The following is a 1,735-nucleotide window of genomic DNA, read 5'->3' on the forward strand; positions in this document are numbered from 1 at the left end:
TCAGCATCGACGACGGCTTCTTCGACCTCGGCGGCCACTCCCTGCTCGCCACCAAACTGGTCAGCCGGATCCGCACCGCCCTCGGCGTCGAGCTGTCGATCCGCACCCTCTTCGACCACCCCACGGTCGGCGAACTCTCCACCGCGCTGCCCGCGGCCCGCAAGGCCCGCCCCGCCCTCCGGCCGATGCGCCGGCCCGGCAGCGCCTCGTAGGTCACGCACGCCACCGGCCGTCCCAGGTGGCCCGACCGTCACGTCCCCAACTCAGCACGTCACCCGCCGGAGGCACACCGTGATCCCGTTGTCGTTCGCGCAGCAGCGGCTGTGGTTCATCGAACAGCTCGAGGGCCCGAGCGCGCTCTACAACACCCCGTTCGCCGTCCGGCTGACCGGCGCGATCGACACCGCCGCGCTCACCCTCGCCCTCCGGGACGTACTCACTCGGCACGAGGTGCTGCGCACCACCTTCCCGGCCACCGACGGCCGGCCGCAGCAGTCGATCGCCGGATCGGACAGCCCCGCCGTCCGGTCCGCCGCGGTGGCGGCGGAGCCGGTGGCCGACGAGGCCGAGCTATCCGTCCGGCTGGACGCGGCGATGCGGCACGTCTTCGACCTCGCCACCGAACTCCCGGTCCGCTGCAGCCTGTTCTCGCTCTCCGACCAGGAGCACGTGCTGCTGGTGCTGATGCACCACATCGCCAGCGACGCCTGGTCCGTCCCACCGCTCTTCCGCGACCTGGACGACGCCTACCGAGCCCGGCTGGCCGACACCGCGCCGCAGTGGGAGCCGCTGCCCGTCCAGTACGCCGACTACACCCTCTGGCAGCGCGAGGTACTCGGCGCCGAGGACGACCCGGAGAGCCAGCTCTCCACCCAACTCGCCTACTGGAAGAGCGCCCTGGCCGAGGCCCCGGAGGAGCTGGACCTCCCCCGCGACCGGCCGAGACCGGCCGCGCCGAGCCACCGCGGCGGCTCCGCCGTCCTCAGCCTGGACGCCGAACTCCACGCCGCCCTGGCCCGGTTGGCCGCCGAGGAGCGCGCCAGCCTGTTCATGGTGCTGCAGGCCGCCGTCGCCACCCTCTACACCCGGCTCGGCGCCGGCACCGACCTGCCGCTGGGCACCGCGGTGGCCGGACGCACCGACGAGGCGCTGGACGACCTGGTCGGCTTCTTCGTCAACACCGTGGTGCTGCGCACCGACACGTCGGGCGATCCGACCTTCCGCGAACTGCTGGAGCGCGTCCGCCGCACCGACCTGGACGCCTTCGACCACCAGGACGTCCCCTTCGAGCGCCTGGTCGAACAGCTCAACCCGGCCCGGCTCCCGGCCCGTCACCCGCTGTTCCAGACCATGGTGACCCTGGACAGCGACGAGGACCTCCCCGCCGACTTCGCCGGCCTCAGCTGCCGGGAGTACGTCCTCGAACAGCACCTGGCCAAGTTCGACCTCTCGTTCGCCTTCGTCGAGCAGCACGACGCCGACGGCACCGCCAACGGCCTGACCGGGGCCGTGGAGTACGCCGCCGACCTCTTCGACCACGCCACCGCCGCCACCCTGGGCGAGCGCCTGGCCCGGGTGCTGCGGGCGGCCGCCACCGACCCGGACGCGCCGATCGGGGCGATCGAGGTCCTCGGCCCGGTGGAGCGGGCCCAGCTGCTCTCCGACCGGCACGGCCCGGTCACCACGCTGCCGGCCGGCGCGGTCCCCGAGCTGTTCGAGGCCCGCGCGGCCGCGA

2 protein-coding genes are annotated in these 1,735 nt (G+C 73.6%); both read left to right on the plus strand.

Annotated features, from left to right (window positions below; genetic code table 11):
- Positions 1-212: phosphopantetheine-binding protein (locus ACZ7BZ_RS38290; protein ID WP_380464132.1), on the plus strand; the 212-nt coding region annotated here is incomplete at its 5' end.
- A 79-nt stretch (positions 213-291) separates the two neighbouring features.
- Positions 292-1,735: condensation domain-containing protein (locus ACZ7BZ_RS38295; RefSeq protein ID WP_470362414.1), on the plus strand; the 1,444-nt coding region annotated here is incomplete at its 3' end.

It is taken from the genome of Kitasatospora sp. NPDC036934, assembly GCF_055608425.1.